A 22,773-nucleotide genomic window follows, 5' to 3' on the forward strand; every position below is an offset into this window, starting at 1 on the left:
GGTTTACGCGATTTTTATATAAGATCAGCCCGCTGGGCAATCTGAAATTATTTTCAGAAGGTGGCTGGAGTCTCAGAGTTCGATGGCACGGTTATCGTGGGTGTATGGACTGGGTGTCCTTCAAAGCGCGTAGAGAACCGTCTTGCAAATTAATTTTTGAAAACAATTTAGAATGCATGCCCGAATGGGCATCATTGTCGCGCCAAAACCAACAGTGGGCAAAAGCAAGCGGCATCAGGATTCGTATAGTATCCGTATGGTGGGGACGAATGGACTTTGCCGTAGGCAATAGGCATAGTATTTTCATTGCTGCTGAGGAGAGCATCGGATGCCTTTGGAGACCTACTTGGTCTATCTTTCTGCTGTGGCGGTCTTCTTTGCCACGCCTCCTGATACCAGCCAATTGCTAATCATCTCGAATAGTATTCGACACGGCCTGCGGCGTAGCGTCTTCACGGCCTGTGGGGACTTGACCGCCAACTGCCTGCAGATGATTGCCGCTGCTTTCGGTCTCGCAGCGATCATTGCGACATCTGCAACCGCGTTTCTGTGGATAAAGTGGTTTGGTGTGGCCTATCTCATCTGGATCGGGCTTCAGCTCATCCTGTCGAAGGACGAGGGACGGCAAGTTGCTGTCAGTGACACAGGCTCCTCGTTTCGCCTCTTCAGGCAGGGCTTCATAACTTCCATGGCCAACCCGTTTGCTGTCGTGTTCTTCGGTGCCCTCTTTCCTCAGTTCATTGACCCAGGCAGCCCGGTCCTGCCGCAACTTCTCATTCTTGGCCTGACCTATATCGTGGTTGATGGAGCAATCCTCCTGCTATGGGGCTGGTTGGGCGTTCGGGCGGCAGCCGCGCTCCAACGTTATTCGTTAGGCCTCGTAAGCAATATCTGTGGTGGGCTGATGATCCTCGCTGCAACCCTCTTGGCTACAAAGGATCTTCAACCGCGGAGGTGAAGCTGGCACGCCATGATCGATACCAACGTTACGGGTCTGGTCAATGTCACCCATGCGCTGCGACCTGCTCGGCACTGGCGTGTGCCATCGATTACTATGAGTGAGGGGAAAAGTCGCTACGCCAGGCTGTGAGGCCGGGGCGGCTGGGAAGGGGGAATGCAGAGAGTACTGTTTAAAGGTCGGAGGAAGTCCACATCCCTGTGGCTGGTTAGGTGCGGTTATTCTTTTATTAGTCCCCTTTCTTGTGTTTGTGAGGCTTAAGTGAAGGAGTGTTCCCGGGAGTCTTTTTATTGTCCCGTTGACGCTTATCTGGCTTTCTAGTTGATTCGGCAGTTCTTTTTGGGCCTGGTTTGATTCCCATAGATTTCTCCTTTATTGGCATTATTGAGCGGTTAGCGAAAGGACGACTGTACGCTAACGTCGTGACGGCTGTATAAGACGGATGGATACACCACAACCTTGCTGACATACCCACTTCGGATCGTTTCCAACCATTAACCGCCTTTATACCTAACGCTACATTCACTGTAGTCAAAGCGTGTGAAAAAACACGCCGCTGAATGTGTGGCGGCGTGGTGACGGTACGCTTAAAACCGGTAACTAGCGGAAAAGACTGTCGATCAGGTCAGCGCCGAGGCCGACTTTGGCGTAGTGGTCGCGGCAGAGGGCGATGTAGTCGTGTACGTCGAAGTGGCCGCAGGAGTCGCCGTTTTCGTCGAGCCAGATCAGCGGGCCGGTGACGATGAAGAATACGCGCATGGGGTCGGGGTGGTCGTAGGCGACGAGGGTGTGGCCTTCGCCAGGCGTTTCGTAGATGAAGTCGCCGGCGGTGGCGACCCAGTCGTGCTCGAGGTAGCCCCATTTGCCGGAGATGGTGTAGGCGAAGACTTCATGCGGGTGGTAGTGGCGGTTGACCAGGCCGGCGCCCTTGGCCATGAGGACGTCGCACCAGCGGTTTTGCGAGGGCGAGATCCATAGCGGCCGGGAGGAAACGGTCTCGGAAAACGGCACGTAATAGCGCTCGTCCTCGGTGGGCGCGTTGGCGATGTGGACCTCGGGACGTGCATCGGGCTTGAAGCTTTCGGCGATGGGGGCGAGGTCCTTCCAGAATTCGGTGGAGGCGTGGCTGGGCATGTCAGGCTCCTGTGCGTGGTCGGCGATCATGCACAGTGATGCCTGGTTCCGCGCAGGAGATAAAGTAGGCTTTCGCATGAGGCTATGAACGTGCACGGCCATGACAGCCCGCTTCGGCGGATATCAAGATTCGACGCGCTGCTGTTCGGGCACGTCTACGGCCTGGTGTAAGGTGTCGACGAAGCGGGCCAGGGCGGGCGTCCAGGTGGTTGGCTCGGGTGCGGCAAAGTAGGTGTCGATTTCCGCCAGGGACGTCGGCAGGGCAAGGTAGTGAATTCCAAAGCGATGCTGATGAGCGTTGATAGTGCTCAAGGGGAGCACGGTATAGCCCATTCCGGCGGCGACGCAGCCGAGCATGGCGTCCAGGCTTCCGAACTCGAAGATGCGCGCTGCGTTGACGCCATGCGAGGCCAGCAACAGCTCGATGCGCTGGCGATAGCTACAGCCTTGGCGAAACGCGAGGAAGGCGGCGCTCATCAGTTCTTCCGAGGTGGGCATCACGGCCATGGGGTGGGGGCCGACCAGTACGAGGCGTTCGCTGAAAGCCTTGAGCAGATGATAATGGCGATGTTCGAGGCCTCCCGCGATGAATACGCCATCGACTTGGCCTGCCATCAGCATCTCGATGAGTTCTGCCGTGGCGCCTGTGTGTAGCGTGATGTCGACCTCGGGATGGGCAGCATGGTACGCCGTGAGGATCGGGGGAAGGCGTAATGCGGTCGTGGTTTCCATGGCGCCGAGCCGCAGTTGGCCATGCGTCTTGCCGCTGCCCTTGAAGTGCGATAATGCTTCATCATGCGCCGATAGCATGCGCTCGGCATACGCTACCAGCGCTCGCCCGGCGGAGGTCAGGCGCGTCTGGCCAGCCCGGTGGACGAGCTGGGCGTCGAGTTCTTCCTCGAGCTTCTTGAGATGGGCCGTCACATTGGATTGCACCGTATGCATCCTCTCGGCGGCGGCCACGAAGCTGCCGGTTTCGGCCACGGCCATGAATAAACGTAACGATTTGAGTTGCATGCCGTGTCTCCCCGCCAGAAACGAAACTATCTCTAAATACGATAACAAGTATCAAGATAAATCGCTTTCAGGGAAGTAGCCGTAGTGCGTACGCTGTTCTTGCGGCAATGCGCAAGGACACGACGCCTCAGGGCGCACCATGGCCATGGAACCATCCAACCTGGGAGACAGTGATGAACGACATCGACTTAGCCACTCGAGCCGCCGGCATTCTTGATAACAGTCTTTATTCCAACATAGCGACGTCTAAAAACGACGTGCCATGGAATACACCTGTCACCGCATTGCCGGACATGGCTTTAAACTTTTACTGGTCGTCCTGGATTCAGGCGGAACATTCCAAGAATATCGTTTTCAATAGCTCGGTCTTCATGACCTTCTATGATTCGACGCGCGCGAGGGGGACCAACAATCTCATGTGCCTCTACCTGAAGTGCCTGGCGAGAGAGGTGTCGGATGCCAGTGAGGCAGAAAAGGCATTTGCGCTACTCTATCCCGATGACCATGTTGATCTTACAAACTTCTTGGGCGATGGAATAAAGCGGTTCTTCTGTGCCGAACCTCAACAGGCCTGGTTGAACTGCCTGTCTGAAAAAGAGCTTGAGCCGACGACACTAAAGATGAGAACCGAAGTCTCTATCGAAAGCATCAAGCGCGCCATGGCCCAAAATTGAGCCATGGCGCTTCTCGTTAAATTCAATGGCCAATCCGACTTCGAGAGGATTGGTCCTGCCTTGGCGACGAAGCCCCCATTTCGAATTAACCGTCGGTGGAAACGGTCAGAGACTCCCAGGTATCCATTTGCTGCGACATGTCGGATAAACGCCCCCGTACCAACGTGAGCGCGTCACTTCCGAGCAGCAGGTGAGCAGGCGGTGTATCACACTCGATAATCTCCAGCATGGCTTTTGCCGCCTTCTCTGGATCACCGAGTTGCTGACCACTTTTTTCCAGACGGGCCTGCCGGACAGGGTCGAATAGCGCATCGTAGTCGGCAATCTGCCGGGGGGAGCGGCGCATGGAGCGGCCCGCCCAATCGGTTCGGAATGAGCCCGGTGCGACGGCGGTGACGTGGATATTGAACGGTGCCAACTCTTTGCTCAGGGTGTCGGAGATGCCCTCCAGCGCGAACTTGCTGCCACAGTAGTAGGCGATGCCGGGCATCGTGATGAAGCCGCCCATCGATGTGATATTGATGATGTGCCCGGCACGACGTTTCCGAAAGAACGGTAACAGCGCCTGGATCATTTCGACCGCGCCGAAGACGTTCACTTCGAACTGCCGGCGCATCTCTTCGGTGGGTGATTCTTCCAGGATGCCTTCGTGGCCGTAGCCGGCGTTATTGACCAGCACGTCAACGGGGCCGAGGGCGGTTTCAATGTCTTCGACGACGTTGGCGATGGCCGGTGTATCTGTCAGGTCGAGTTGACGTGCGTAGGCATTGCCGGAAGCGTGGGTCTCGAACGCGCGTGCTGCGCTGGCTTGCCGCACGGTACCGATGACTTTGTGGCCGGCGGCTAATGCTGTCTCCGCCAGGGCCTGGCCGAATCCGCTGCTGACGCCGGTTATGAGGATCGTCTTGGTCTGGTTCATGACATTGCTCTGTGTCTGGGTGGTCGATGTCCCCCGTTAGGGAGGCGAAACCATCCTAGGGCGCCTGGTCCCTGAATCGAACGCGAGATCCTCTGAGTTTATTGCCTATTTCTATAGGTGGGATTGTTTATAGGCACGAATTGCGCAGAATGAAGGCACAAAATTATCAGGCCCCAATGCCATGAGTACTGAATCCATCGATAATAGCCCGCGTGAACGACGCATGGTGACTTTGCTGGACCAGATGGCACCTCGGGAAGGCTACAATCTGACGGCATTGCCGGACGTGCGATTCCTGCGATCTAACCGCCCCCTGGCTAGAACCCCCGTGCTGTACGATCCAGGCATCGTCATTGTGTGTCAGGGGCGGAAACGGGGTTACTGGGGCAACCGAACCTACGTCTACGATGCTCAGCATTATCTAGCCGTCTCGGTGCCCGTTCCGTTCACGATGGAGACCGATGCCAGTGCTGAGAATCCGCTGCTGGCGATTTATCTGCATCTCGATATATCGCTGGCGGCTGACTTACTACTCGAGCTGGAAGAAGGGGGGATACCGGCATCTGCGCCACCCTGCGGGATGCTGTCATCGGTGATGGAGCCGGCCCTGAGCGACACCGTGGCGCGATTTCTCGAGATCATGGCCTCGCCCGACGATGGCCGGATTCTCGGACCGGCCATGGTGCGCGAGATCTATTTCCGAGTACTGACCGGGGCTCAGGGCGGGGCCATGCGGGCCGCACTGGATATGGAGGGAAATTTCGGACTTATCTCACGTGCCATTCGCCGCATTCACACGGACTATGCCACGGCTCTGGACGTCCACCAGTTAGCCGATGAAGCCAGCATGAGCGTGCCTAGCTTCCACGCGCATTTCAGGCAGGTGACCCAGACATCGCCAATGCAGTATGTGAAGGCCGTCCGGCTGCATCAGGCACGACTCCTGATGTTCCGGAACGGCATGACGGCTGCTACGGCCTCAACGAATGTGGGGTATGAAAGTTCGTCTCAATTCAGCCGGGAGTTTAAAAGGCTCTTCGAGCGCTCGCCCCGAGTGGAAGTTGCCTGGATGCGCTCGTCTTTCGAGTTGCCACCGCCGATGTCGCCGTCGATCTACGTGTCTTCTCATTGAGCGAAGAAAGTAGCGTCACTCGCAACTGGGCGCCCCCGCTCATCCCAACAGTTGTGGGTTGAGCTGCCAGACGGTGTAGGTCAGCGCCGTGGCCAGCGATACCCAGGCCAGATAAGGCACCAACAGCAGCCCGGCCAGCGGTCGCACGCGCCAGAAGGCGATGAGGGTGGCGAGGATCATGCCCCATAGGAGGATGACCTCGACGAAAGCCAGCGCCCCCTGGTGCCAGACGAAGAACAGCCAGCTCCAGAGTGCATTGATGGCGAGATGCACGATGAACAGCGTCAGTACGCCCTGGTGCCGCTTCCAGCCACCTTCCCGCCAGACCAGCCATGCGGCGATCCCCATCAAGGCAAAGAGCGTCGTCCACACCGGGCCGAAGGCGCCGGCGGGTGGCGCCCAACTGGGCTGCGTGAGTTCGGCGTAGAACTGCGTGGCATCGATTGATGCGATGGCGCCAATCCCGGCGGTAATGAAGCTGACCACTAGCCATCCGATCAGGCCGAGGACTTGGTGGCGAGTCGAAAACGCATGCATGGCGATATCCCTTTGCTCGTCGAAACGTTCCTTAGCGTGTGCGATATGGCAATGATATGCCAAGCGTTTTTCCTGATATCGCGCGCAAACGTCGCAGCGTGTTTGCCTTTCCCTATAAATCGCAAGGGATTGTTAAACCCTGGTTATTCATTCGAAGCATGCTCGCAGAGTATTAACCGCCACGATACTGATCAATCATGGTTAATTTTTGCTTTATTTTCAGGTAGTTATTGTTATTCGGGAGTGTCGGGTATAGGCTGTCCGAAAAGTTGACAAAAATAATGGGGTTTTAAAAGTGAAGCCGGATTAATGGCTTCGCCTGGCGCGTACCATGGAGAACACATGAATCCTGCATCGTTGATTCTATTGGCATTCGCCATGTCGACCGATGCCTTTGCCGCTTCCATCGGCCGAGGCGCCGAGCTGAGCAAGGTGCGCTTCATCAGCGCCCTTCGTATCGGCATCGTGTTCGGCGTGGTGGAGGCAATCATGCCGCTGGCGGGATGGGCGCTCGGCCATGTCGCGATGCAATTCGTCTCCGGAATCGACCACTGGATTGCCTTTGCCATGCTGGCGTTGCTGGGCGGGCATATGATTCGGGCAGGGTTGAAGAAGGATGATACCCGGTCGCCGGCGGATACGGACGCCCAGCCGGGAGACAAGTCCATATGGCTGATCGCCTTCACGGCGCTTGCCACCAGCATCGATGCCATGGCCGTGGGGATTACGCTAGCGCTGACGGATATCAATATTATCGTGGCGTCCCTGGCCATCGGCCTGGCGACGACCTTGATGGTCACCTTCGGCACGCTCCTCGGTCGTGCCATAGGCACCATCGTCGGCAAGTGGGCTGAGGTGCTGGGGGGCTTGATCCTCATCGCCATCGGCGTTGCCGTGCTCTATGAACATCTGGTCGGCGTTGTATCGGCGTGAACGTTTCATAGCCTCTTGGTCGGGGCTACAAGATCCGAAAGCAAAGACGTGAACCAACAAAAACGGGGTGGGCCCATTGGGCCCACCCCGTCTGCTTTCTAAGTTGCTTCTGTCTTGCCTTCTACCGTCTATACGGCTGGCCGTCAGACGTTACTCGTCTTCGTCTTCCGGCAGGGCGTAGACGACGACCTGGTCGCCGACCTGATCTTTCAGGATCGAGTTGCCGCCGGCGATGAAGGCGACATATTCGCGGCCTTCATATTCGTAGACGGCGGGGTTGGCGACGGCAGGTGCTTCGGCTTGGTCTTCCCACAGCTCTTCACCGCTGTCGAGCGAGTAGGCGCGCAGCTTGGCGTCCATCGAGGCACCGATGAAGACCAGGTTGCCGGCTGTGACCGCCGGGCCACCGATGGTGGGCGAGCCCCAGCTTTCGGGCATGAAGAAGCCGTACTGCTGCGAGGAGCCGATCGGACGACGCCATTTCACGTCACCGGTTTTCATGTCGAGCGCGACGACTTCGCCGAAGGGCGGCTCCCAGCACGGCATGCCGAGCCAGTTGCGTGCCACTTCGAGACGCATGCCGTAGGGCGAGCCCGTCTGCGGTGAAAAGCCGCTTTCGTTGCCCGAGCCGCTATCGGCTTTCTCGTAGGCCTCGCGGTCATAGAGCTTGATGGTCTGCACGATGTGCGAGGTATTGACGATAGCCGTCTGGCTGGCAGGGTCGAACGCGACGCCACCCCATTGCACGCCACCGGCGCTGTCCGGGTAGGCCAAGGCGCCTTCGCCCTTGGTGGTGGGCGGCGTGTACATGCCTTCATACGTCAGCTCGTCCCACAGCTTGGAGCATTGACCACCGCCAACCGCATCGGCAAGGCCCCAGATCTTGGGCTTCTCGGACTGGTCGAGCAGCGGGGCAGGCTTGGTCGGGAAGGGTTGCGTGTCTGCATATTCCTCGCCCTCGACGGAGCCGTCGCCTTGCGGAACCGGACGCTCTTCGATCGGCCAGACGTCTTCACCGGTCAGGCGGTTGACGACGAACAGGAAGCCTTGCTTGGTGGCCTGGATCAATGCCGGGATTTCTTCGCCATCCACCGTGATATCCATCAGTGTCGGCGCGGCGTTGATGTCGTAATCCCAGACATCGTGGTGGACCCACTGGCGTGACCAGACGACTTCGCCGGTATCGACGTCAAGTGCGGTGGTCGAGGTCGCCAGGGGCGCTTCCTCGGTGCGGTTGCCGCCCCAATAGTTGGGTGACGGCGAGGAGATCGGCAGGTACACGAGGCCGTTTTCCTCGTCGGCGGACATGTGCGTCCACACGTTGGCGGTACCGCTCTTCTCACGCATCTCTTCGGAAAGAGCTTCGAAGCTCCATTCACGCTCGCCGGTGCGGGCATTGATGGAGAACACGGTGCCGGGAGGCGCCTGCTCGAATTCCCAGTCCTTGCCGGCCCAGCCGAGGATCAGGTGATCGCCCACCACGGTCGGTGGCTGCAGCAGCGACAGCGGCCACTTGGCGTGGGTGTCGTTCCACTGGTTGACGTCGAGTACGCCGTTATCGGCGAAGCTGGTGCACTTCTCGCCAGTGTCGGCATCGACGGCAAAGAGTTGCGCATCCATCGTGCCCAGATAGACGATCTTCTGGCAGGACTCACCCTCGACCGGATCGTCCGCTTCCCAGTAGGCGACACCGCGACTCTTGAGCGCGGGCTGGGTCAGCGCTTCCAGCTTGGACTCGGTGTCGAAGCTCCACTTCTGCTCGCCGGTGGCGGGGTCGAGCGCGAGGATGCGATAAAACGGCGTGCCGATGTAAAGCGTGTCGTTGGCGAAGACCGGTGTCGCGGACCACACGGTGGGCGGTAGATCGCCCGAGCCATCGGATACATCGCCGGTGTGAACTTCCCAGGCTTTTTCCAGATCACCGACGTTGTCGGCATTGATCTGGTCGAGGGGGCTGTATTTCTGCGCGTTGAGCTGGCCGTGAAAGCTATCCCAGGTCGGTGTGCCGGGGACCAGCGGCACCGATTCGGATGAAGCTTGGGATGACGCGCTATCTTCTGCGCTCGAGGCGTCCTGATCAGCGTCCTGGTCCTGTGCCAAAAGCGGCAGCGGCGTCAGGAAAAGCGCCAGCGCCGTGGCCGTGCCCAGGCGTTGCGCGGTGGTTCTCAATGTCGGCATGGGGCGGCTCCTCATGAATGGGCGGGACGGGCGGTACGGTTGGCAAGGGCCATATCGAGAATCAGCCCGATCAGGCCGACTACCATGGCCACGCAGATCCACCATTGGTGCAGGAGGAGCGCCGCGAAGAAGGTACCGGCAAGGGCTAGCAAGATAAGCACGCGCCATACGTTGCGTGCAGCGTTCCCTTTCAGTGCGGGCAAGATGAGCGCCATGACGGCCAGGATGATGGTGGCCAGAATGGCGACAAGCGCGCCAAGTGAGCCATTGACCCCGGTCAGCGGGGTGAAATAGGCATAGAGTGCGATGGCAAGCCCGACGATCGAGGCTACCAGCAGCACAATGGCGCCCAATCTTGGCGTACGAGATTGTGGCATGACGTTGTTGTCTCCTTGTGGGACAGGAATGATCACCTGGCTCTTATTTCGTCGTTAGTAAGCTGGCATTGCGCCAGGCTCAAAGGTTATGAGCGAAATGGTGAGCCGTGGCTACGTCTTTGGTCGTAGCTCTCGGCCCCATTTTAGTCAAAAACGTAAGACTTTTGTGGTCTTGTTTTAAAAATTCTTTTTCTGCTAACGAATTTGAACGGCAATGCGCCTCAGGCGGCACATGGGGCCTTGAAAATCGAGGAGGGCTTGACGCGCACTTATTCTTTTAGCATGCTAATCGAGTAATGCGACAAAACGCCGCATCACCACCACAATCCAGGAGTGGTCATGAAAGTGCTCAACAAGCTGTTCTCGATGCTGGCAACCATCGTCGTCTCTGCATTGCTGCCGTTCTCAATGGTGGCGGAAAGCGAAGCCAATCAAAACGTTAGTGTCCATAATGACACGGCGAACGTCTCCACCCTGAACGCTAAACAGCGTCAGGATGACGAATCCCTGTAAGTTGCGACGATCCCGAGGCACCGCCAATAGTGTAGTCTGTCGCGCATCATTCACGCGTCGTGCTCGGCGCGTCATGCTACGAGGGCTACACCATGCTGAGAATCTCCAATGCGGTGACGCTCGCCGATTGGGAAATCGATATCAGCCAGATTCGGGCGCAGGGCGCCGGCGGCCAGAACGTCAACAAGGTCGCCTCGGCGGTGCATCTTCGTTTCGATATTCCCCACTCGTCATTGCCGCCGTTCTACAAGGAACGCCTGATGGCGCTGTCCGATCAGCGCATCAGCAAGGATGGCGTAATCATCCTCAAGGCGCAGCGCTATCGCACGCTGGAAGCCAATAAGGAAGAGGCACTGGCGCGTCTTAAGGCGCTTATCCAGGAGGCGGTCAAGCAGCACAAGGCGCGCCGCCCCACTCAGCCTTCCAAGGGCGCGAAGCGCCGCCGCGTCGACAAGAAAACCCGCAAGGGAAAGACCAAAGCCTTGCGCGGCAAGGTAGAGACCTAACCCACCCTCAGCCGGCGGGGCGTGTCACGCTGGCTGAGGAGGGAGCGCGAGCAATTCACGCTCCAGGGCGAAGATGTGCGGGTCGTCGTGGCCCATCTCGCGCAGCGCCTGGGCCAAGTTGAGCAGGTAATCGCGATTGGGGCCGCTGGGGCCGTGAGACTCGGCGATCTGTCGGGCGATGGCGGTATCTGGCGCTGGCCCCAGGAAGGCGGCGTTATCCTCGCTGGCGAGATAGACCAACCCCTCGACGCTTTCCTCGCCCTCGACATCATCGAAGTGCAGCGGCGTGGCCACCCGCAGGTAGCCATTTTTCTCGCGCACATCCAGCGGGCCGAGTACGTCCTGGGTGATACGGTAGGCCATGCCGTGGCAGACTGCGTCGGGGCGCTCGGTCAGCGTGGCGACGCGGCCTGGCGCCTGCGGTGTGCCGCGATGGTCGTGCGAGCCCTGCCAGAAGCGCCGTTCCCAGCCGATGATATGCGCAGGCCGGCTCTCCAGAAACGAGAAATCCGCCTTCCAGATCAACGAGCCATAGCCGAACAACCAGATCGCCTCATGGTCGTTGAAATGCGTCATTTGCTGGTTGATCGCGGTGGTATCGAGCGTCATGACTCTCTATGCGTACGTCGAGTGAGTGAACGGGATTCTGTCCCCGATTATGCACGTTTTGGCATCGATATGCGGCCTCCCTTCTCCTTGCACCATCGCGGTGCGCTTGCGATTCGGCTATGCTCAAGAGCCAATTCTTCGGCCGTTTCCATTACACGTAGCGTGGCGCATTGCGATAGGCGCCGCGTGCTTTTGCTTCATGGAGGTGGGTATGTCGTCGTCACTACTGGGAATCTTGATCATGTGCGCCGGGGTGTTGTGCCTCGCGCTGGGCGATGCGATTTCCAAGTGGCTGGGCGCCACCTACGACCCGATTCAGATCATCTTCTTTCGCACCTTGATTTCGCTGCCGCTGATCGCGCTGTTGGCGCGCTTCAACGGCGGTTGGCAAAAGCTCAAGACTCGGCGCCCGGGGGTGCATCTCCTGCGCGGCTTGATCTTCGCCGGCACGATGTTCTGCTTCGTCACCGGCCTGACCTTGCTGCCGCTGGCGGAAACCACTGCCATCGCCTTCGCCGCTCCATTGTTCGTGACGCTGCTCTCCGGTCCGCTGCTCAAGGAGCGCGTCGCACGTTTGCCGTTCATTGCCTCATTGGTGGGCTTCGCCGGTGTGCTGATCGTGGTGCGCCCCGGTGCGTCGGGCTTCCAGTGGGGAGCGCTGATCGTCGTCGGGGCAGCGGTGTGCTACGCACTGATGATGATCACCGCGCGGCGCTATGGGGGTAAGGAAAGCCTGTGGGCGATGGTCTTTTACGCCACCCTGGTGCCGCTGATCGTCAGCGCGGTGTTGTTGCCCAGCGTCTGGCGGATGCCCGAGGGCGTGGCATGGCTCGGCTTTATCGGCTCCGGCGTTGTCGGCGTCGGCGCGGTGTCGTGCATCACGCTGGCGTTTCGTTACGCCCCGGCGGCGCTGGCGGCGCCGTTCGATTACACCGCCATGGTCTGGGCCGTACTGCTGGGCTGGTGGTTGTGGGATGAAGTGCCGGATGTCTGGGTCTTCATCGGTGCACTGGTGATCATCGGTAGCGGTGTCGCCATCGCCTTGTACGAACGAAAGGTGACCATCAAGGCACGTCCCACGACATAACGCGCGATCGGAGAACGAATCTACATCCGCTTGATGTATATCAATATTCACTGAAGCGACTGCGTCACAGTGATGGGAAATATTCCGATCATTGCAGAGGCAGGGCCATCATGTTGATGTCGATCATGCGCCGTTTTTCGGTGCGCGTGCGTATGCTGGGGGCGATCGTCGTCGTGCTGGCGCTTTTGGGAGTGTTGGGGGGCACTGGCATGTGGGGCATTTTTCGGCTCTACGATGCCAGTCTGGGCTTGCTCGATCAGGGGCTCGTGGAAGAGGCGCAGGCCGGTATCATGGCCGCGCGCTTGAGTGAGGTAGCGCAGGGCTCGGTGTTGTGGTTCGGCGTCATGGGGGGCTTGACGGTATTGATCGTTGCGCCCCTGACCTGGCTCAACATGCGCGCGATCTGTACGCCGGTGCGCGAGGCCAAGGCCTACGCCGAGGCGATTGCCGAGGGTGATCTGACCCGCCCCATGGCAGGGGGCGGCCAGGATGAACTCAGCGAGCTGCAGACGGCGTTGGGTGGCATGCGCGATGGACTTGGCGGCATGGTCGCGCAGGTACGCGATGCCAGCGACAGTGTGGCGATTGCCAGCGAGGAGATTGCCTTGGGCAATCAGGATCTGGCCTCGCGTACCGAGCATTCGCTGGGCCATTTGCAGCAAAGCGTCACTTCGATCACCCAGCTGACCTCGAGCGTGCAGCAGACCGCCTACGCCGCGCAACGTTCTGAGGAGCTGGCCACACACACCGCCGAGGCCGCCGTGCGTGGCGGCGACGCGGTCAAGGATGTGGTGACGCGCATGCGCGCCATCGCCGAGGCGGAACAACGTATCGGCGATATCGTCGGGCTGATCGATGACATTGCCTTCCAGACCAACTTGCTGGCTCTGAATGCCTCGGTCGAGGCAGCACGTGCAGGCGGGCAGGGGCGCGGCTTTGCCGTCGTCGCCAGTGAGGTGCGGAATCTTGCCGGGCGTTCTGCTATGGCTGCCAGCGAGATCAAGACGCTGATTCACGACAGCCGCGAAACGGTTGAATCCGGGGTGCAACAAGCCGAGGCCACGGGCGCGACCATTGAAGAAATCGTTACCGGAGTGCAGCGTGTCAGCGAAGCGATCAGCGAGATCAGCGCGGCTACGAGGGAGCAGTCCCAGGGCATCGAGCAGGTTAGCCAGTCGGTAGAGCGCATCGACCGGATGATTCAGCAAAACGCCGCCCTGGTGGAAGAGTCTGCGGCGGCGGCATCATCGTTGCATGACCAATCGACGCGCCTGGCCAGTGTGGTGCATCGCTTCCAGCTCATGGAGGTGCGACAGGACACCTCCACGCCGGCGCCAGATAGCGATGCGGTCTGCCAGGCTTTGCCGGCGCCTCGCGAGACCCAGGCCCACGCCGCTTGGGCATGAGTACGTGCCATCCGGAAGGGTGTCGAGGCGTCTCTCGGCGCGTATCTTGCAGCGTTATCGAGACTGACCCGGAGGAGGCACGATCATGAAGACCTTCTTTCACGCCGAGCAGCGGCGCCATCATCCTCGGCTCTACTTTTCACGCGGCAAGCTGCGCGAACCTCAGGAGATCCCCGCACGCCTCGAGGGGTTGCTGGGCGCCGTTCAGCGGCTGGGGTTCGAAGTGCGGACGCCGCCTGACACTGGACTGACGGCGATCCGCGCTGTGCATCATCTGCCATATCTGCGCTTTCTGGAAAGCGCCCACCGGCGCTGGACCGCGCTTGGGGACGACTGGGGCGACGAGGTCATGTCCAATGTCTTCGTACGCTCGCCCAATGCCTTGCGTGGTGTGCTGGCCGAGGCGGGCCGTTACCTGGCGGATGGCAGTGCGCCGATAGGGGCGGCGACCTGGGCATCCGCGTATTGGTCGGCGCAAAGCGCGATTGCCGCGGCCGATGCGATCAATCATGGGGAGCACTGGGCCTATGCACTGTCGCGGCCGCCGGGGCACCACGCCCGCGCCGATGCTGCTGGCGGCTTCTGCTTTCTCAACAACACCGCCATCGCTGCGCAGCGTCTGACTGCGCGTTACCCACGCGTCGTGGTGCTGGATACCGACATGCACCACGGCCAGGGGGTGCAGGAAATCTTCTATGACCGAGATGACGTGATGTACATCTCGATCCATGGCGACACCACCAACTTCTATCCGGCGGTGACGGGGTTCGAGGACGAGCGCGGATACGGCGCGGGAGAAGGCTACAACCTCAACCTGCCGATGCCGCACGGCTCCCCGGAAGTGATTTTCTTCGAACGTCTGGACGAGGCTCGTCAGGCCATTCGGTTGTTCGAACCGGATGCGCTGGTGCTGGCGCTGGGCTTCGACATTCATGAGCGGGACCCGCAGGCCAAGGTGGCGGTCTCTACGCCAGGCTTTGGCAGATTGGGGCGCGTGGTGGCCGACCTCGATCTGCCAACGCTGGTGGTGCAGGAAGGCGGCTATTATCTCGAGGGGCTGGAAGCCAATGCCGTGAACTTTTTCGAGGGACTGATTCAGGACTGCTCGCGGGGCCGTATCGCTCGATAGGTTTGAATAAGTTTTCTTTAATAAAATGAGGCGTTCACGCTCAAGTTAGCGTGTGGGGTGTCGATATTGTCTCCAGCCGACAAGCTACGTGCGATATCCCGGCTCGACGCAACATCATTTCTTAACATCCCGCTGGTTAACTCGTCGTCATACAAGACGACCGAGACGTGAATCGAGACCTCCATGCGCATCAAAGCCAGTTTTAAGATCGCTATCTTGCTGTTGTTCATCACCTATCGGGTGGTGTGTCTGGTGCGCGCCTGCAGCGTCAAAGGGCGGCGTCGCGTTGGGCGGCACTCCGTTGGGCGGCACTCCGCTGGGCGGCACTCCGCTGGGCGGCACTCCGCTGGGCGGCACTCCGCTGGGCGGCACTCCGCTGGGCGGCACTCCGCCAAACGACGATCGCCCGTGGCCTAGGCCACGGGCGATCGAGGTCACGCTGGCAGACGGGCATGTTACTTCTGCAGCTTGACCATGCGCAGGTACGGCTTTTTCTCGTCCCAGCCTTGCGGGAAGAGTTCCTTGGCCTTCTCGTTATCGACCGAGGGCACGATGATGCAGTCGTCGCCTTCGGTCCAGTTCACCGGTGTGGCGACCTTCTGGCTGTCGGTCAACTGCAGGCTATCCAGTACACGCAGGATTTCCGCGAAGTTGCGACCGGTGCTGGCCGGATAGGTCAGCGTCAGGCGCACCTTCTTGTTGGGGTCGATGATGAAGACGCTACGCACCGTCAAGGTGTCGTTGGCGTTGGGATGAATCATCCCGTACAGCGAGCTGACCTTGCGGTCGGCGTCCGCCAGCAGCGGGAAATTCAGGCCGTGGCCCTGGGTTTCCTTGATATCGCCTTCCCACGCCTTGTGATCGTCCACCGGGTCGACGGAGAGCCCCATGGCCTTGGCGTTGCGCTTTTCGAATTCCGGCTTCAGGCGCGACACTTCACCGAGCTCGGTGGTGCATACCGGCGTGAAATCCTTGGGATGCGAGAACAGGATGACCCAGTTGTCGCCGGCCCATTCGTGGAAGTTGATCGTTCCGTCGGTGCTGTCCTGGGTGAAATCCGGGGCAATATCGCCGAGTTGAAGTGCCATGGCGTCCTCCTTTCACTAATTGGCGCGAAGCATCGAGCATCGCATCACGAACGAGGCATGGGAAACAATGAATGTCGCTAAGCAAATGCATCTTGGGTATTTGCCCATGCGGCGCTTCCCGCGCCCCTCTTCTCAACACATGGTGACGCGTGGCGGCCAACACAAGGGGCAGGGCCGCGTCACGACAATCAAGCGCGAATATAGGCCCAGCCCTGCGCCTGACACTCGGCGAGTGTGACCACCGCTGCATCGACTTCCTCGAGGCCGGCGGTGTTGCTCAGTTTTTGGGCAGTCAGCGTATTGCGGCAGAGCCGTAGCCAGCTATCGCTGGCTGGATCGGGGATGTCCAACGCGGAGGCCACGGCAGCGCCGTTGGCGACGATCAGCACCTCGGCTTCGGGGCGTGCCTTGACCAGATTGAGAGCGTTGCGTCGGGCACGGGCGAGGGCGTCGGCGGTAGGCGCATGCAGCACGACACGCAGGGAACTCATGGCGTCTCCTCCTCGGGAGTGGTGGCAACACCGATATGACGTTCCAGGCGCTGCACATGATCGCGGAAGCCGCTTTGCTCGCGGCGCTGAGCGAGCGGCAGGTCGATGGCGACGATATCACGCACCCTGGCCGGTTCGCCGTTGCCGGGCGTGGCCAGGACCACGACGCGGTCGGCAAGCAGCACCGCTTCTTCGATATCATGGGTGACGAAGATGATCGCTGCATCGCTGCGTTGTCGCAATTCGGTGAGTTCGCTTTGCAGGCGCTGGCGGGTCAAGGCGTCGAGCGCAGAGAATGGCTCGTCCATGAACAGCACCCGTGGCTTCACCGCCAGCGCACGGGCGATGCCCACGCGCTGCTGCTGGCCGCCGGAAAGCGTGCGTGGCCAGCGTTCGGCGAGTTCCTCGAGCCCGACCAGCGCAAGAGGCTCGAGGGCTCGAGCACGACGCTCGCTGCGCGACAGGCCCAAGCCTTCGAGACCTAGCTCAATATTGGCGCGGACGCGCCGCCAGGGAAACAGTCGCGGGGCCTGGAAGACCATCGACCACGCACGGCTCGCCGGTGCATCGGCGGTGGAGAGTTGGACGTCGCCGCGCTGCGGCGTCAGCAGACCGGCAAAGGCACGCAGCAGGGTCGACTTGCCGACGCCCGAGGCACCGACGATGGCCACGAACTCACGCGGCACCACCTCGAGGTCGATATCGTCGAGCACGACGTCATTGGCAAAGCCCAGACGTACGCCGCGCACCGTCAGGACGGGAGCGTCGTGCGTGGACGATGAGACATTCATTGCTGCCACCGTAGCACCCTCCGCTGGACGCGCATGAACAGGAAGTCGAACAGCGCATAGAGAGCGGCGATGGTCAGCATATAGACGACCACCACGTCGGTGGCGAGTAGCCCCGCGGCTTCCATCATACGCTGGCCGATACCGGGAATGCCGAATAGCTCGGCGGCGACTACCGTCATCCAGCCCTGTCCCAGGCCGGCACGCAATCCACCGAGAATACCCGGCGCCGCCGCCGGCAGGCTGATCTTGGCCAACCGCGCGGTGAAACCACCTTGGCCGAAGGCTCGGGCGACCTCGTAGTAACCATCGTCGATGGCGCGCACCGCGCTGTAGCTGGTGAAGTAGTTGATCCAGAACACGCCGATACTGATGATGAAGGCGGCGGCGGTTTCGGTGACACCGAACCAGATGATCGCGAACGGGATCCACGCCAGTGGCGGAATGGGCCGCAGCAGTCGTGCCAGCCAGCTATGCGCGGCGTCGAACCAGGGGAGCAGGGCCGCAGCCATGCCGACGGCAATCCCCAACACGGATCCGATGATAAGGCCGGTGCTGTAATGAGAGAGGCTGGACAGCACGACGTCGAGCCAGATGCCGTCCTGGACCTCCGCCCACAGCACGCCGGGAATCGAGGAGGGCAGGGGCACCAGGTTGCCTGGTAGCCAGCCTATGCGCAGGGCGGCTTCCCAGAGTGCCACCAGAGCGGCGAGACTGACGGCGCTGATCAAGGGGCGTCGGTAGCGTGCGGGACGCGTCATGGCGCTTGGTTCTCCGCCGACGTCATCACGGCGTCATACACCGAGGTATCGAAGAGCGCGTCGACGTCCACGGGCTTCTTCAGCGTGCCGATGCGTCGCTGGAAGTCGGCCATGGTGCGCGTGGCATCGATGATGGCGTGCGGGTCGGCCAGGTAGTTGGACGATGGTGAGGACAGTGCTGTCGTCACCGTCTCTTCGTCGATGAGCCGCTTGCCGACGAAATCGCGTACGTACGGCGCGGCCTGTGCGGGATCGTTCTCGAGCATCTCGGTGGCGCGCACATGCTGTGCGACGAGCTTGCGGATCGCCTCGGGGTGCGCCTTCAGCGCGGACTCGCGCACCGCCAGTACCGCGCCAGGCTGATGTGGCAGCATGTCGCCGCCGCGTGCCACGACCCGAGCGTCGGGATCACGCTGTTGCACCACGCTGAGGATCGGTTCGAGTGTCGAGGCGGCGTCCACTGCACCGGCCAGCAGCGATTGTTGAACCCGCGAGGCGCCCATGGTGACGATATCCACTGCATCGGCGTCGACACCTACCTGCTCCTCTAGCCAGTAGCGCAGTACGGTGTAGGGCACCGAGCCATTGGGGAAAGTAGCGATCTTGGGCTTGCGGCCATGCGTTTCAGTGAAGCGGGCGATGGCAGCGGCTGGATCATTGCCATCGAAGGCGGCGGCAAAGTCGCCACGCGCGATCAGTCCGATCTGTTCCTGAATGCTGGCGGCCAGTACCTTGATGGGCACCCCGGTGGCGCGGGCGACCATGGCGGGGCCAATGCCGACGTTCATCACATCGAGCTTGCCCGACGCCATGGCTTGAACCATGGCGGGGCCGCTGGAAAAGCGCGTTAGCTCAAGATCCAACCCCGCCTCATCGGTCCAGCCGGCGCCTTCCATGACGAACAACTGGGCGACCGGCAGGATGGGCATGTAGCCGACCTCGAGAGTCGTTGTCTCGTCGTCTTGGGCCAAGGCTGCGCACGGCAGCAGGGCCGTCAGCGCAAGGGCACCGATCCAATGAAACAGTCGTCGCATGGCGGGTCTCCGACGGTAAGCGATAGGCTCGCCACTATAGCGACTTGCAGGGCATAACGAAAAAGCCCCGAATAACGATTTGGTTATAAGTATATGCAGGCTAGCCCGCCGTGAGGCTTTCTCACGGCGCCGGGCCAGCCGCGCCCAGGTAGTGTTTACGCCAGTAACGGATATCCAGCGAGGACACCGTCACCTCGCGGCCGCTACCGGGGGCGTGGATCATCTCACGCTGCCCCAGATAGATACCGACATGGGTGGCGCGGTCTCCCGCGCCGAAGAACAGCAGATCGCCCGGGCGTGCCTGGTCGCGATGCTCGAGCGTCTGGTACTGCTGATTGGAGGTGCGCGGCACGTCGATACCCGCCGCACGATAAGCCACTTGCACCAGCCCGGAACAATCCACCCCACTCTCCAGCGAATTGCCGCCCCACTTATAAGGCGTACCCATCGCCTGCTTGGCGCTGGAAATGATCAACGCCCTCTCCATGGAAAGGTCTTCCGCCGTGGTCGGACCGGGATCGTGCGTCTCGATGCGTTGGCTCGACGAACACCCGGCGAGGACGATCAGGCATACGAGTAGCGCCAACACTGCTCGGACACGCGGCGTAAGCCTCTCGATAGAGACTAAATAGATGGCAGGGTAACGCCCCATGCGGACTCCTTCAGGCGGTATGCGATGAGCGACAAGAATGCCAGCAGTGTAGCCAATGATGCTATGGGTGCGAGAGGCGGCTCATGCTGGCGCTGCTTTGTTCAGGCCGACCGTTGAGCGGGCCTGAATGTGGGCTTGCAGGCTCAATGCGAGCTGACGCGTCGCTTCTTTGGGGCGCCCCGGGCTGCGATGCAGAGCGATTTCGGTCATGGGCAGCTCGGGGAGGCCTTCGGCGCTGTCGATGATGCGCAGGTCTGAGCTCAGCATGGAGGGCGTGAGCACCGTGATCGCCAGGCCCGCGCGCACCGCCGCCGTGAGGCCGGACAGACTGGCGCTGGTATACGCGATCCGCCAGGGAAGGCCCACGGCGTCGAGTGCCGCCAGCGCGCGCTCCCTGAAGATGCAGACCCCGTCCTTGGAAACCGCCAGCGGCAGTGGCGAGCGGCGTTGGGTATCATGTCCGGGCGCGCCGGCCCATACCGTAGGCTCTCGGCACAACACCTCCCCGCCGGGGCTCTTGGGCTGACGGGTGGTGATCGCCAGGTCCAGGCCGCCTGCGCGAACGCTTTCCACCAGGTCCACGCTAAGCCCGCAGTCTACTTGAAATTCGACCCCCGGATACTGGGACTCGAACTCGGAAAGCGCCTCGGGTAGATAGATCACGTAATCGTCGGGAATGCCTAGTCGCACCACGCCATCCAGCCGTTGATCGTTGACGTCCTGCCAGGCGAGCGCGTTTTGGCGCAGCATCTGCCGCGCGTGAGAGAGCAAGCGCTCCCCGGCCGGCGTAGGGATCGGCGTTTTTCGCCCGCGCTGCAGCAAGGGCTGACCGAAGGTTTCCTCCAGGCGCTTCATGTGCGCACTGATCGTCGATTGCGCCAGATGCAAGGTATCTCCCGCCGCCGTAAACCCGCCTCTATCCACCACGGTGACGAAGGTCTGGAGCACTACCAGATCCAAGGGACGAATATGAGTCATACAACACCATCACGAATCATGATCGAAATATCGGAAGTCTTCGTTTCCATGATAATTCATCCGGCACCAGACTGCTCGCGACACATACTTAATGCCTATTTGTTACGCACAGGAGCGGGTCATGGCCAACACACGTACATCAGCCGGGTTATTGGCAGGACTCTTGACGGTAACGCTCTGGGCGAGTCTCCCGGTATTGCGCGATTTGATCAATCTACCGCCGATGTTGACGGCCGCAGTCGCCATGGGCGCGGCGGCGCTAATGGCACAAGGCGTCGGGCAGCGAGGCGGCTCGGCAAGCGGGACGTCGTCGTATCGTGACTGGAAGTTCTGGCTGATGGGAATCGGTGGCCTGACGGGCGCGCTGTATTTCTACTTCTCGGCGCTGGGGAAGGGCGATCCGGCGAAGATCACTCTCGTGACCTATCTTTGGCCATTGGGTTTCATGCTCGTCGCGGACGTACTGGCGGGGCGTGGACTCAGGGTGCGTACCTTGCTGGGGTCGGCCGTAGCGTTTTCGGGACTAGTGCCGCTGGTGCTCTCGAACGGCCAGGGTGAAACGACCTCGACGCTCGGCTATGTGGAAGGTATTGCTTCAGGTATCTCCTGGATCATGTTTTCCCTTTATCTGCGAGGGCGCGCCGCATTGTCCTGGATCGAATACAAATACTTGTTTGCCGGCGCCGCCGTTGCCTCCTGGGGGCTGCATTGCCTATTCGAAGTCACCCCCGAACACACGACCGCCATGGACTGGGCGGTAGCGGCGCTCATCGGTGTCGGCCCTTATGGGCTGGCCTTTATTACCTGGGGCTACGCCTTGCTACGCAGTTCCTCCACGTTGCTGGGCGTGCTGACCTATTTCGTGCCCATTATATCTTCCTTGTTTCTGATCCTGGTGGGACGCGCCGCCTTTAGCGTACCGCTAATGATTGCCTTTATCGGCGTGCTGGGAAGCGCGGCCATTACACAGATGACAAGTCGTAGAGAAGAGGTGGCCTAGCGGGATGGCCAAACGAAGCCGCCCTTTCATGAAGGGCGGCGTTGCATGCGTTGTTGGGTGTCAGCGTCAATGCGCCAGCATTTCCTGGGCAATAGCATCGCCATCCAGGTCCGACGGGTAGTACGTCGGCCAGTTCGTGACTTCATCCAGCAGAGCGGCGCGATCATCGCCCCAGTAAAGATGATAGTGGCTGGCATCGGTGGGGTAGATGGCATGATCGCTGAACTGGATGTAGCGAGGCGCATCCGCGTTGCCGCCGTCGCGCTCGAAGATATAGCGCACGCCGCGATTGCCGGCCTCGTACGTGAGGATTTCATAACCGTCGTAGGTGTATTCTCCGGTGCGCTTGTTGCCATCTGCGTAGAATGAGACCTGGTCACCCTCGATCACGATGCGATCGACATCCGTGCGATAACCGGTCGTGTAGTACTGCTTATAGTCGGCAGCCGTCTTGTCATCGCTATGCGCGGCCTTGTGGGCGAATACTTCATCGAGCGTGCCGTCCTCGAGGTAGGGATACACTGACTGCCAGTCACCTTCCCAATCCGATAACGCGCGATCCTCTACCTGGCTGTCATCGAAGTAGCCGGCGTAAATATCACTGTCATGATCATGGGAGTGGTCATGCGCATGATCGTGGCTATGGCCGTGTTCGTGCGCGTGGTCATGCTCATGGTGGTCGTGGGCGTCCTGCTGGGCGACGGCAAGCGGAACGCTCGCCAGCGATAGCAGGCCTAGTGCGAGGGCGGCATGGGCTGAAGAGTGACGCATGATGATCTCCTGGCGTGAATCAATGAGGCGAGTGTAAATCGTTTTGTATGTTATAACATACCTAAAAATGATGCTGCATAGGGTAGCTCGATGCAAATGAC

The 22,773-nt window shown here is 60.4% G+C and carries 25 protein-coding genes; 10 read left to right on the forward strand and 15 right to left on the reverse strand.

Going from position 1 to position 22,773, the window contains the following annotated elements:
• Nucleotides 1–328: 328 nt before the first annotated feature.
• Nucleotides 329–958 (forward strand): LysE family translocator, encoded by a 630-nt coding sequence (locus L1071_RS09520; RefSeq protein WP_246973548.1) that lies wholly within the window; start codon nt 329–331, stop codon nt 956–958.
• Nucleotides 959–1,558: 600 nt separating this feature from the next.
• Here the strand turns inward: L1071_RS09520 and L1071_RS09525 are convergent.
• Together L1071_RS09525 and L1071_RS09530 are read right to left on the reverse strand one after the other, a co-directional pair.
• Nucleotides 1,559–2,092: a 2,4'-dihydroxyacetophenone dioxygenase family protein gene (locus L1071_RS09525; protein WP_246973552.1), complete on the reverse strand. Its 534-nt coding sequence runs from the start codon at nt 2,090–2,092 to the stop codon at nt 1,559–1,561.
• 123 nt (nt 2,093–2,215) lie between these two features.
• Entirely contained in the window at nt 2,216–3,109 is an 894-nt protein-coding gene (locus L1071_RS09530) for a LysR family transcriptional regulator (RefSeq protein WP_246973566.1), read from the reverse strand.
• Nucleotides 3,110–3,282: 173 nt separating this feature from the next.
• On the opposite strand from L1071_RS09530, the gene L1071_RS09535 reads away from it, so the two are divergent.
• Nucleotides 3,283–3,783, forward strand: coding sequence for a hypothetical protein (locus L1071_RS09535; RefSeq protein WP_246973568.1), 501 nt, complete (start codon nt 3,283–3,285; stop codon nt 3,781–3,783).
• Between the two features lie 85 nt (nt 3,784–3,868).
• On the opposite strand, the gene L1071_RS09540 is transcribed toward L1071_RS09535, so the two are convergent.
• Entirely contained in the window at nt 3,869–4,702 is an 834-nt protein-coding gene (locus L1071_RS09540) for an oxidoreductase (RefSeq protein ID WP_246973570.1), read from the reverse strand.
• A gap of 181 nt (nt 4,703–4,883) precedes the next feature.
• Here L1071_RS09540 and L1071_RS09545 point away from each other — a divergent pair, with 181 nt between their 5' ends.
• Nucleotides 4,884–5,834 (forward strand): AraC family transcriptional regulator, encoded by a 951-nt coding sequence (locus L1071_RS09545; protein WP_246973573.1) that lies wholly within the window; start codon nt 4,884–4,886, stop codon nt 5,832–5,834.
• Nucleotides 5,835–5,873: 39 nt separating this feature from the next.
• On the opposite strand, the gene L1071_RS09550 is transcribed toward L1071_RS09545, so the two are convergent.
• Nucleotides 5,874–6,371 carry a TspO/MBR family protein gene (locus tag L1071_RS09550; protein ID WP_246973575.1) on the reverse strand — a complete coding sequence of 166 codons (498 nt, stop codon included), beginning with the start codon at nt 6,369–6,371 and terminating at the stop codon, nt 5,874–5,876.
• Between the two features lie 342 nt (nt 6,372–6,713).
• Between L1071_RS09550 and L1071_RS09555 the strand changes: the two genes are divergently transcribed.
• Nucleotides 6,714–7,304, forward strand: coding sequence for a manganese efflux pump MntP (locus L1071_RS09555; protein ID WP_246899647.1), 591 nt, complete (start codon nt 6,714–6,716; stop codon nt 7,302–7,304).
• Nucleotides 7,305–7,454: 150 nt separating this feature from the next.
• On the opposite strand, the gene L1071_RS09560 is transcribed toward L1071_RS09555, so the two are convergent.
• Nucleotides 7,455–9,482, reverse strand: a complete 2,028-nt coding sequence (locus tag L1071_RS09560; RefSeq protein WP_246973578.1) for a pyrroloquinoline quinone-dependent dehydrogenase — start codon at nt 9,480–9,482, stop codon at nt 7,455–7,457.
• An 11-nt stretch (nt 9,483–9,493) separates the two neighbouring features.
• Nucleotides 9,494–9,859 carry a hypothetical protein gene (locus tag L1071_RS09565; RefSeq protein WP_246899644.1) on the reverse strand — a complete coding sequence of 122 codons (366 nt, stop codon included), beginning with the start codon at nt 9,857–9,859 and terminating at the stop codon, nt 9,494–9,496.
• A gap of 339 nt (nt 9,860–10,198) precedes the next feature.
• Between L1071_RS09565 and L1071_RS09570 the strand changes: the two genes are divergently transcribed.
• Together L1071_RS09570 and arfB are read left to right on the forward strand one after the other, a co-directional pair.
• On the forward strand, nt 10,199–10,372 hold the full coding sequence (locus tag L1071_RS09570; protein ID WP_246899643.1) for a hypothetical protein: 174 nt from the start codon (nt 10,199–10,201) through the stop codon (nt 10,370–10,372).
• A 92-nt stretch (nt 10,373–10,464) separates the two neighbouring features.
• A complete protein-coding gene (gene arfB, locus L1071_RS09575; RefSeq protein ID WP_246899641.1) occupies nt 10,465–10,878 on the forward strand; it encodes an alternative ribosome rescue aminoacyl-tRNA hydrolase ArfB in 414 nt (137 codons plus the stop codon).
• A gap of 24 nt (nt 10,879–10,902) precedes the next feature.
• Here arfB and L1071_RS09580 read toward each other — a convergent pair whose 3' ends face one another.
• The gene (locus L1071_RS09580) at nt 10,903–11,487 is read right to left on the reverse strand and encodes a gamma-glutamylcyclotransferase (protein WP_246899639.1); all 585 of its coding nucleotides are present in this window, start codon (nt 11,485–11,487) and stop codon (nt 10,903–10,905) included.
• A gap of 211 nt (nt 11,488–11,698) precedes the next feature.
• Between L1071_RS09580 and L1071_RS09585 the strand changes: the two genes are divergently transcribed.
• The 3 genes from L1071_RS09585 to L1071_RS09595 all read left to right on the forward strand — a co-directional run bounded on the left by L1071_RS09585 (nt 11,699) and on the right by L1071_RS09595 (nt 15,109).
• Nucleotides 11,699–12,574 carry a DMT family transporter gene (locus L1071_RS09585; RefSeq protein WP_246899638.1) on the forward strand — a complete coding sequence of 292 codons (876 nt, stop codon included), beginning with the start codon at nt 11,699–11,701 and terminating at the stop codon, nt 12,572–12,574.
• A gap of 110 nt (nt 12,575–12,684) precedes the next feature.
• Nucleotides 12,685–13,980, forward strand: a complete 1,296-nt coding sequence (locus tag L1071_RS09590; RefSeq protein WP_246973600.1) for a methyl-accepting chemotaxis protein — start codon at nt 12,685–12,687, stop codon at nt 13,978–13,980.
• An 85-nt stretch (nt 13,981–14,065) separates the two neighbouring features.
• Nucleotides 14,066–15,109, forward strand: coding sequence for a histone deacetylase family protein (locus L1071_RS09595; protein WP_246973603.1), 1,044 nt, complete (start codon nt 14,066–14,068; stop codon nt 15,107–15,109).
• 455 nt (nt 15,110–15,564) lie between these two features.
• On the opposite strand, the gene L1071_RS09600 is transcribed toward L1071_RS09595, so the two are convergent.
• The 7 genes from L1071_RS09600 to L1071_RS09630 form a co-directional block, all read right to left on the reverse strand.
• The gene (locus L1071_RS09600; RefSeq protein ID WP_246973606.1) at nt 15,565–16,197 is read right to left on the reverse strand and encodes a peroxiredoxin; all 633 of its coding nucleotides are present in this window, start codon (nt 16,195–16,197) and stop codon (nt 15,565–15,567) included.
• Nucleotides 16,198–16,385: 188 nt separating this feature from the next.
• Complete coding sequence (locus L1071_RS09605) at nt 16,386–16,688, reverse strand: DsrE family protein (RefSeq protein ID WP_246973609.1); 303 nt, start codon at nt 16,686–16,688, stop codon at nt 16,386–16,388.
• Nucleotides 16,685–17,479, reverse strand: a complete 795-nt coding sequence (locus tag L1071_RS09610; RefSeq protein ID WP_246973612.1) for an ABC transporter ATP-binding protein — start codon at nt 17,477–17,479, stop codon at nt 16,685–16,687. The genes L1071_RS09605 and L1071_RS09610 overlap by 4 nt, the downstream gene beginning before the upstream one ends.
• On the reverse strand, nt 17,476–18,237 hold the full coding sequence (locus L1071_RS09615; RefSeq protein ID WP_246973615.1) for an ABC transporter permease: 762 nt from the start codon (nt 18,235–18,237) through the stop codon (nt 17,476–17,478). Before L1071_RS09615 ends, L1071_RS09610 begins: the two co-directional genes overlap by 4 nt.
• On the reverse strand, nt 18,234–19,271 hold the full coding sequence (locus L1071_RS09620) for an ABC transporter substrate-binding protein (protein WP_246973617.1): 1,038 nt from the start codon (nt 19,269–19,271) through the stop codon (nt 18,234–18,236). The genes L1071_RS09615 and L1071_RS09620 overlap by 4 nt, the downstream gene beginning before the upstream one ends.
• A gap of 121 nt (nt 19,272–19,392) precedes the next feature.
• The gene (locus tag L1071_RS09625; RefSeq protein ID WP_246973627.1) at nt 19,393–19,923 is read right to left on the reverse strand and encodes an NlpC/P60 family protein; all 531 of its coding nucleotides are present in this window, start codon (nt 19,921–19,923) and stop codon (nt 19,393–19,395) included.
• A gap of 81 nt (nt 19,924–20,004) precedes the next feature.
• Nucleotides 20,005–20,901, reverse strand: coding sequence for a LysR substrate-binding domain-containing protein (locus L1071_RS09630; protein WP_246973637.1), 897 nt, complete (start codon nt 20,899–20,901; stop codon nt 20,005–20,007).
• Between the two features lie 121 nt (nt 20,902–21,022).
• Here L1071_RS09630 and L1071_RS09635 point away from each other — a divergent pair, with 121 nt between their 5' ends.
• On the forward strand, nt 21,023–21,901 hold the full coding sequence (locus tag L1071_RS09635; RefSeq protein WP_246973639.1) for a DMT family transporter: 879 nt from the start codon (nt 21,023–21,025) through the stop codon (nt 21,899–21,901).
• A gap of 66 nt (nt 21,902–21,967) precedes the next feature.
• Here L1071_RS09635 and L1071_RS09640 read toward each other — a convergent pair whose 3' ends face one another.
• The gene (locus tag L1071_RS09640; RefSeq protein WP_246899620.1) at nt 21,968–22,672 is read right to left on the reverse strand and encodes a ZinT family metal-binding protein; all 705 of its coding nucleotides are present in this window, start codon (nt 22,670–22,672) and stop codon (nt 21,968–21,970) included.
• Between the last annotated feature and the right edge of the window lie 101 nt (nt 22,673–22,773).

The organism is Chromohalobacter sarecensis (assembly GCF_023061135.1).
GTDB lineage: Bacteria > Pseudomonadota > Gammaproteobacteria > Pseudomonadales > Halomonadaceae > Chromohalobacter > Chromohalobacter sarecensis.

What these genes read in the sequence shown, in the direction of transcription:
- L1071_RS09590 (WP_246973600.1), top strand. Translation starts at nt 12,685, where the DNA reads ATGTTGATGTCGATCATGCGCCGTTTTTCGGTGCGCGTGCGTATGCTG.
- L1071_RS09525 (WP_246973552.1), bottom strand. Translation starts at nt 2,092, where the DNA reads ATGCCCAGCCACGCCTCCACCGAATTCTGGAAGGACCTCGCCCCCATC.
- arfB (WP_246899641.1), top strand. Translation starts at nt 10,465, where the DNA reads ATGCTGAGAATCTCCAATGCGGTGACGCTCGCCGATTGGGAAATCGAT.
- L1071_RS09585 (WP_246899638.1), top strand. Translation starts at nt 11,699, where the DNA reads ATGTCGTCGTCACTACTGGGAATCTTGATCATGTGCGCCGGGGTGTTG.
- L1071_RS09615 (WP_246973615.1), bottom strand. Translation starts at nt 18,237, where the DNA reads ATGACGCGTCCCGCACGCTACCGACGCCCCTTGATCAGCGCCGTCAGT.
- L1071_RS09620 (WP_246973617.1), bottom strand. Translation starts at nt 19,271, where the DNA reads ATGCGACGACTGTTTCATTGGATCGGTGCCCTTGCGCTGACGGCCCTG.
- L1071_RS09565 (WP_246899644.1), bottom strand. Translation starts at nt 9,859, where the DNA reads ATGCCACAATCTCGTACGCCAAGATTGGGCGCCATTGTGCTGCTGGTA.
- L1071_RS09625 (WP_246973627.1), bottom strand. Translation starts at nt 19,923, where the DNA reads ATGGGGCGTTACCCTGCCATCTATTTAGTCTCTATCGAGAGGCTTACG.
- L1071_RS09595 (WP_246973603.1), top strand. Translation starts at nt 14,066, where the DNA reads ATGAAGACCTTCTTTCACGCCGAGCAGCGGCGCCATCATCCTCGGCTC.
- L1071_RS09530 (WP_246973566.1), bottom strand. Translation starts at nt 3,109, where the DNA reads ATGCAACTCAAATCGTTACGTTTATTCATGGCCGTGGCCGAAACCGGC.
- L1071_RS09520 (WP_246973548.1), top strand. Translation starts at nt 329, where the DNA reads ATGCCTTTGGAGACCTACTTGGTCTATCTTTCTGCTGTGGCGGTCTTC.
- L1071_RS09635 (WP_246973639.1), top strand. Translation starts at nt 21,023, where the DNA reads ATGGCCAACACACGTACATCAGCCGGGTTATTGGCAGGACTCTTGACG.
- L1071_RS09535 (WP_246973568.1), top strand. Translation starts at nt 3,283, where the DNA reads ATGAACGACATCGACTTAGCCACTCGAGCCGCCGGCATTCTTGATAAC.
- L1071_RS09600 (WP_246973606.1), bottom strand. Translation starts at nt 16,197, where the DNA reads ATGGCACTTCAACTCGGCGATATTGCCCCGGATTTCACCCAGGACAGC.
- L1071_RS09550 (WP_246973575.1), bottom strand. Translation starts at nt 6,371, where the DNA reads ATGCATGCGTTTTCGACTCGCCACCAAGTCCTCGGCCTGATCGGATGG.
- L1071_RS09560 (WP_246973578.1), bottom strand. Translation starts at nt 9,482, where the DNA reads ATGCCGACATTGAGAACCACCGCGCAACGCCTGGGCACGGCCACGGCG.
- L1071_RS09545 (WP_246973573.1), top strand. Translation starts at nt 4,884, where the DNA reads ATGAGTACTGAATCCATCGATAATAGCCCGCGTGAACGACGCATGGTG.
- L1071_RS09555 (WP_246899647.1), top strand. Translation starts at nt 6,714, where the DNA reads ATGAATCCTGCATCGTTGATTCTATTGGCATTCGCCATGTCGACCGAT.
- L1071_RS09540 (WP_246973570.1), bottom strand. Translation starts at nt 4,702, where the DNA reads ATGAACCAGACCAAGACGATCCTCATAACCGGCGTCAGCAGCGGATTC.
- L1071_RS09610 (WP_246973612.1), bottom strand. Translation starts at nt 17,479, where the DNA reads ATGAATGTCTCATCGTCCACGCACGACGCTCCCGTCCTGACGGTGCGC.
- L1071_RS09580 (WP_246899639.1), bottom strand. Translation starts at nt 11,487, where the DNA reads ATGACGCTCGATACCACCGCGATCAACCAGCAAATGACGCATTTCAAC.
- L1071_RS09630 (WP_246973637.1), bottom strand. Translation starts at nt 20,901, where the DNA reads ATGACTCATATTCGTCCCTTGGATCTGGTAGTGCTCCAGACCTTCGTC.
- L1071_RS09570 (WP_246899643.1), top strand. Translation starts at nt 10,199, where the DNA reads ATGAAAGTGCTCAACAAGCTGTTCTCGATGCTGGCAACCATCGTCGTC.
- L1071_RS09640 (WP_246899620.1), bottom strand. Translation starts at nt 22,672, where the DNA reads ATGCGTCACTCTTCAGCCCATGCCGCCCTCGCACTAGGCCTGCTATCG.
- L1071_RS09605 (WP_246973609.1), bottom strand. Translation starts at nt 16,688, where the DNA reads ATGAGTTCCCTGCGTGTCGTGCTGCATGCGCCTACCGCCGACGCCCTC.